Annotated in this window: 7 protein-coding genes; all 7 read right to left on the reverse strand. The window is 57.0% G+C overall.

Annotated features, from left to right (window positions below):
- Positions 1-53 precede the first annotated feature (53 nt).
- Complete coding sequence (gene cheZ / locus ASE07_RS03605) at positions 54-647, reverse strand: protein phosphatase CheZ (protein WP_235548341.1); 594 nt, start codon at positions 645-647, stop codon at positions 54-56.
- A 55-nt stretch (positions 648-702) separates the two neighbouring features.
- Positions 703-1,101 carry a chemotaxis response regulator CheY gene (gene cheY, locus ASE07_RS03610; protein WP_057289438.1) on the reverse strand — a complete coding sequence of 133 codons (399 nt, stop codon included), beginning with the start codon at positions 1,099-1,101 and terminating at the stop codon, positions 703-705.
- Between the two features lie 232 nt (positions 1,102-1,333).
- Positions 1,334-2,410: a protein-glutamate methylesterase/protein-glutamine glutaminase gene (locus ASE07_RS03615; RefSeq protein ID WP_057289439.1), complete on the reverse strand. Its 1,077-nt coding sequence runs from the start codon at positions 2,408-2,410 to the stop codon at positions 1,334-1,336.
- 26 nt (positions 2,411-2,436) lie between these two features.
- Positions 2,437-3,048 (reverse strand): chemoreceptor glutamine deamidase CheD, encoded by a 612-nt coding sequence (gene cheD, locus ASE07_RS03620; protein ID WP_057289440.1) that lies wholly within the window; start codon positions 3,046-3,048, stop codon positions 2,437-2,439.
- Positions 3,045-3,938, reverse strand: a complete 894-nt coding sequence (locus tag ASE07_RS03625; protein ID WP_057289441.1) for a CheR family methyltransferase — start codon at positions 3,936-3,938, stop codon at positions 3,045-3,047. The genes cheD and ASE07_RS03625 overlap by 4 nt, the downstream gene beginning before the upstream one ends.
- Positions 3,939-3,998: 60 nt before the next feature.
- Positions 3,999-5,684, reverse strand: coding sequence for a methyl-accepting chemotaxis protein (locus ASE07_RS03630; protein ID WP_057289442.1), 1,686 nt, complete (start codon positions 5,682-5,684; stop codon positions 3,999-4,001).
- 118 nt (positions 5,685-5,802) lie between these two features.
- On the reverse strand, positions 5,803-6,302 hold a 500-nt coding region (locus ASE07_RS03635), incomplete at its 5' end, for a methyl-accepting chemotaxis protein (RefSeq protein WP_235548336.1).

The following is a 6,302-nucleotide window of genomic DNA, read 5'->3' on the forward strand; positions in this document are numbered from 1 at the left end:
GAATTGGATCGGTTCAAGACGGGAGAGTATGGAGAATCAGCGGCGACCAGGATTCAAAATCCAAGACTTTCCAGCAGATCGTCTACTTGTCCCTGGTCTGCGACCACATCGGCGTTCCCAACCGGATTGATTTGCGGACCGTTCAGCAAACCAGTCCCTGCTTCACGCCGGACTTCCGGCGGTGCGTAATCAATCAGCAGTTGGACCAACTGCTGTTCAATGCCATGCGCCAGTTCGGTCACCTTCTTGATCACCTGCCCGGTCAGGTCCTGGAAATCCTGGGCCATCATGATGTCGAGCAGTTGTGCGCGTGTCGACCCTGCGCTCGCACCGCTTTCCTGCAGATAGGCGAGCATGCGTTGCATGGTCTCACGTGATTGCTGCTCGGAGAACGGTGTCGCCAGCATGCCCTGCAATTCCTGTGCGAGAGAGGCGGCGCCGGTTTCGATTTTTTCCTGCAGCGGCAACGCGTTTTCTGTCGCGGTCAGCACCCGCTGCGCGGCCTGCTCCGTCATCTTCGCCACGTAATCGAGACGGTCGCGTGCATCCGGAATGTCATGCGCCGCCTTGGCAAGCAGCTTGTCGAAACCAAGGCCTCGCAGGTTGTCGTGCAACATGCGGGTCATCTGACCGACCCGCGCCAGCATTTCGTCCTGTGCAGCCTGGTCCGCGCCCGCTGGCGGCTGGAGCGGTTGACTCACATCAGGCTCCGACTTTTTCAAGCTTCTCGAAGATCTTGGACAGTTTTTCGTCCAGCGTTGCCGCGGTAAAGGGTTTGACGACGTAGCCATTTGCGCCCGCCTGCGCTGCCGCAATGATGTTTTCCTTCTTTGCTTCCGCGGTCACCATCAGGACGGGAAGCTTGGACAGCGCTGCATCTGCGCGAATGTTCTGCAGCATGGTCAGGCCGTCCATCACTGGCATGTTCCAGTCCGAGATAACGAAATCGAACTGTTCGCTGCGCAGCTTGGACAGGGCCATTGCGCCGTCTTCGGCTTCGTCTACATTCGTGTAGCCCAATTCCTTCAGCAGATTGCGGACGATGCGGCGCATCGTCGAGAAGTCGTCAACCACCAAGAATTTTGTATTCGGACCCGCCATGAATTACTCCATTGATTCTGCAAATCGTTATCGGCCATCCGTTCTATCGCAGCCATGAACGGTATAGGCCTCAGTATAATCCCATCGCTCTTGATTATGCACTCAAAGCATGTGCCATCTTGAATACTCGACACAAGAGCGAACCATTTTCAACACATTCAGCACGTTGCAATTGTCAGATGTGATCCAAATGACAATATCGCGTCGTCCCATCGGACCGGCAGGGTGTCGTTCAGACCCGCAGCGCCCTGCTGCTATGTGCAGCCAGATGATTCAGCACCATTCCCGGAAGCGATGTCAGTGCGCCGATCTCATGAGCGGCGCCGACCGCAATGGCTTCACGCGGCATGCCGAACACGACACATGACGCTTCATCCTGCGCAAAGTTATAGGCACCGGCGTTCCTCATTGCCAGCATGCCCTGTGCACCATCCTTGCCCATGCCGGTCAGGATGACGCCAACCGCGTTCTTGCCCGCAAAGCGCGCGGCCGAGTCAAACAGCACATCGACCGATGGGCGGTGACGATTGACCGGCGGACCCTGGTCGAGCTGCGTCATGTAGTTGGCGCCGCTACGCACCAGTTGCAGGTGCGAATGACCCGGAGCGATGAAGGCATGTCCGGGCAGAATACGCTCGCCGCCTTCCGACTCACGCACGGTGATCTTGCAGAGGCTGTCCAGGCGCTTGGCGAAAGAGCGCGTAAAACCTTCCGGCATGTGCTGGGTGATCAGGATGCCCGGGCAATCGGATGGCATCTGCGTCAGGAATTCCTTGATGGCTTCCGTACCGCCGGTCGACGCGCCGATGATGATCAGCTTTTCACTACTGGTCAGCGGATTGCGGATCAGCGGCAAGCCTTCGCCGGACACGCGATTGGGATCGCTCTGCGCGACGGTACGTGCCTTGACCCTTGCCTTTGCCGCTGCGCGGATCTTGTCGGTGATGAGCTCCGCATATTCCAGCATGCCGCTTTGTATGGAGAGTTTGGGTTTGGTGACAAAGTCCACGGCGCCAAGTTCAAGCGCGCGCAAGGTAATTTCAGAACCACGCTCGGTCAGGGACGACACCATGACGACCGGCATCGGGCGCAGGCGCATCAGTTTTTCGAGGAAGTCGAGGCCATCCATGCGGGGCATTTCAACGTCCAGTGTCAGGACGTCGGGATTGGTCTGCTTGATCAGTTCACGGGCAACGATGGGATCGGGCGCAACGCCAACCACTTCCATATCCGGTTGTTTGCGGATGATCTCATTCATCACGCTGCGGATAAGCGCGGAGTCGTCAACGATAAGGACTTTTGTTTTCATAACACTTGCTTTCCATGCTGAGCCGTTCAGGTAAACAACTCGATATCGCCAGCCACCGGACTTTTCTGCAGACGGCTTGCATAATCCTGTTCCCGGTTCACGAGGGTATTGTTGTTGAGTTGTTTGAGTTTCTTGACCAGTACCTTGCCGGAGCGGGGGAAAAAATATACCTTGCGCGGGTAAATGTCGTTCAGGTCTTCCGCGACAATGCGTATATTTTCGGCGCGCAGGTACTGGCGAACGAACTGCGCATTGCGCTCGCCGACATTGATTGCGACAAAGCCGCGCAGCACATTGCCGCCGCCGAATACTTTCGCTTCAAGGTTTTCTCTCCGCGCACCGGCCTTGAGCAAATCATTGATCAGCACTTCCATTGCATAGGTCCCGTAACGCATCGACGCCGATACCGGACTGTCGGCATCACCGCCGCCGTCGGGCAACATGAAGTGGTTCATGCCGCCGATGCCGGTTACGCGGTCGCGGATGCAGGCCGATACGCAAGAGCCGAGCACCGTCACGATCAGCATATCCTTCGGCGTGTAGTAATACTCGCCAGGCAGGATCTTGGCTGCGTCGCAATCGAAGGTGCGATCGTAGTAGACGTTGGTGGCGAAATGTTCTTCGATTCCGGAAGTCATGCTTGTTTCTCGCTCCTGCGTGGCACCATGCGCGACGCCCCCGGCTGGCGTGAGTCAAGTTCGTACACGGTTTTGCCCCGAAGCTTGAAGGCATCCGAGACATATAGAAAGTTTTCCGAGTGGCCGGCAAACAGCAGTGCATCCGGCTTCATCAAGGGTGCAAAGCGCGACAGGATCTTGCCCTGTGTCGGCTTGTCGAAATAAATCATCACATTGCGACAGAAGATGGCATCGAAGTGTCCGCTGACAGGCCACTCATCGGCCAGCAAGTTCAGTTGCTTGAAAGTCACCATTTGCCGCAGTTCCGGCCGCACCCTCGCCAGTCCGGCATGCTCGCCCTTCCCTTTCAGGAAAAAACGGCGCGCGCGATCCGGCTCCATCTTGTCGAGCCGATCCATCGTATAGATGCCACTGGAGGCGGTATTCAACACGTTCGTATCGATGTCCGTGGCAATCACATGCGACTGGGCTGCCGCCGGACCAAGTGCTTCGCACAAGGTCATGGCGATCGAATAAGGTTCTTCACCGGTCGAACTGGCGGAACACCATATCGTTACCGGCTCCTTCGCCTTGCGCACGTGGTCGGCCAGAATGGGAAAATGATGCGCTTCGCGAAAGAACGAGGTCAGGTTGGTCGTCAGCGCATTGGTGAAGGCTTCCCATTCGTCGTCGTCGAGGCGACTTTCCAGGCCATCCAGATACGCCTGAAACGAACGGACGCCGGTGGCGCGCAAGCGTCGCGCAAGACGGCTGTACACCATCTCATGCTTGCTTTCCGCGAGAGCAATCCCCGCGCGCCGATGGATCAACGCTCGCACCCGTTCGAAGTCACGTGCGGTGAAATCGAATTCTTTCGATGCATCAGGTTTGTTTTGTCGTGCCAGCGTCATGCAGAATCTGTTCCATGGTCCGAGTTAGTTGTTGCGCTAAATCCTGTCCCGTTTTCCACTTTAATGCGCGCCTTGTTTGCCGCGTTTATTTGCGGCACCGGACAAGCTTTTGACAGGACTTTTCACCAATGAAGGCGCAGGTGAAGACGGCGCGGCGGGCTTGACCGCCGCATTTCGGGTAACTGCCGCGACCGGCGCGCTCGACCGATAACCAACGCGGAACCCACCCCAGTGTTTGCCGTTGACATAGATAGGTGCGCTGAGGTCATGCATGACCTCTCCGGTGTCCCGCTTATAGGTCTGCAGCAAAAAAGATTTGGTATTCGAACCGCAGCGAGATCCGGTGTGGTCGTTAAAAATCCGCTTGGTACGATTATTGACCAAGTCGGTTTCGTAGTCGCCAGTCAAGGGTTTGGAAAACTTCCGGTTATGCGTAGGGAAGTAGCCGTTATTATCGACGGCACCGGCGTAAGTCAGTTGCGACCATTGTTCCAGGATACGTTCCTGCAGTGCTGGCAACACGCGGTCGGTGAAGCCGTCGAACGCAGTGGTGTGCTTCGGCGGATTGGTGTTGGGAATTGGTTTGTAAGTACGGTCGAACAACGCCGCTTCGGTGATCTGTCCAGTGGCGATGGCCTGTTCGAACAGTTTCCCGACGTCCTTCGCTGCCTGTTGCGCAACGGCACACAATTCATCATGCGAAGTACTGGCGTCGGAACGCGCCAACGCGGCGAACAACATTTCGCCGCGCTCGGAAAGTACCATGGCGGACCTGGTAGCGCGCGGAAGTTCTTCTTCCGTGGCCAGCATGCCGTCGCGGATACGCGATACCGCATCGGCGATCACATGCGTACTCTCCACATGCTCGCGCGATGCGTCGGCAATCTGGTGAATTTCGTTTTCAGACACCGCCGCGGACTGCTCGATACTGCTGAGGAAACCATGTACTCGTTCAACGTTCTGCGCTGCGTCACTGACTTTCGATGTCAAAGACGCCATGCCTGCCGCCGCGCGCTCGGCTTCCTCGTTGATTTCCCTGACCATGACACCGATGTCGTCAGTGGCCGATTTGGTACGCTGGGCCAGTTGCCGTACTTCACCGGCGACAACGGCGAATCCGCGACCATGTTCGCCGGCACGCGCAGCTTCGATCGCCGCATTCAGCGCCAGCAAATTGGTGCGCGCCGCAATTTCATTAATGACTTCGGTAATGACATGGATGCGGCGGGATTTTTCCTGCAGATGCGCCATCAATTGCGATGCTGTCTTTGCATCCTGGCGAGCGTTGCTGATGCGCTGCAGACCCTGATCGACCTCGGCTCTGCCGGCCATGCTTTCACTTCGGACATCGGCCGCCACCTTGGACGCACGCTGGGCGTTGACAGCGATCTGCTCGGTTGCCAAAGCGGTCTGTTCAGCCCTGCCGACAATCTCTTGCGTGGTTTGCAGGTCAATGCCCACTTTCTTCTTGATGGAGTCGACGAAGTAGGAGGTTTCGGCAGCGCCTATCATGATGTGATCGACTTCGTCGCCGATTTCACGCAAAACACTCGAGGCATTGCCACCACGCTTGCGTGTAGCGCAAAAGGTGACGCCCGTAGCGGTAACGGAAGCAATGATCGCGGAAACGACAGGGCCGACAGATTCCAGTCCCCAGGCTGCAAGAGCGGCCGCAGCAACGCCCGTTGCAACGGCAGCTGTGCTGATTGCCAAGGTACGTACCGGCTTGTACTTGTTCATACTCATTGCGTCTCCAAAATTCGCTGTACCTGGTTATTTACCCGTTCCTGCTACTTAGCTACTGTTATTCATGTTATCGGCAGCGGCCACACACTATGAACCGGTGGTAAGGCTTACATCGAAATTAAAATTCCTCCCAGTCGTCACCGCTGGCCACCGGCAAGCGCGGCGTCGGCTTGCTGATTTGAGAACCGGCGGCGGATATGCTCGTAGCAGGTTTGCGTGTAACCGCTTTCCGTGTTTGAACAGCCGCCCTGACCGAGACGGCCGGTTTGACAGGCGCGGCAATTGGCTTGGCAGGCTGAAAAGATTGAGCGGGCGGCTTTTGCATGTCGCCGGGGCGATCCTGGAGCTTGAAGACGGCAACCGTCTGGGCCAGGTTGGCGGATTGTGTCTGCATGCTTTCAGCCGTAGCCGCCGCTTCTTCCACCAGCGCTGCATTGCGCTGTGTCATTTCATCCATCTGCGTGATGGCCTGACTGACTTCCTGGATACCTGCGCTTTGTTCGTCGCTGGCTGCAGTGATCTCGTTCATGATGTCGGCAACGTGCTTGACCGACGTGACGATTTCATCCATCGTCTTGCCGGCCTGATCAACCAGCTTGCTGCCCACATCGACCTTCT

It is taken from the genome of Noviherbaspirillum sp. Root189, from assembly GCF_001428545.1.
Classification (GTDB): domain Bacteria; phylum Pseudomonadota; class Gammaproteobacteria; order Burkholderiales; family Burkholderiaceae_D; genus Noviherbaspirillum.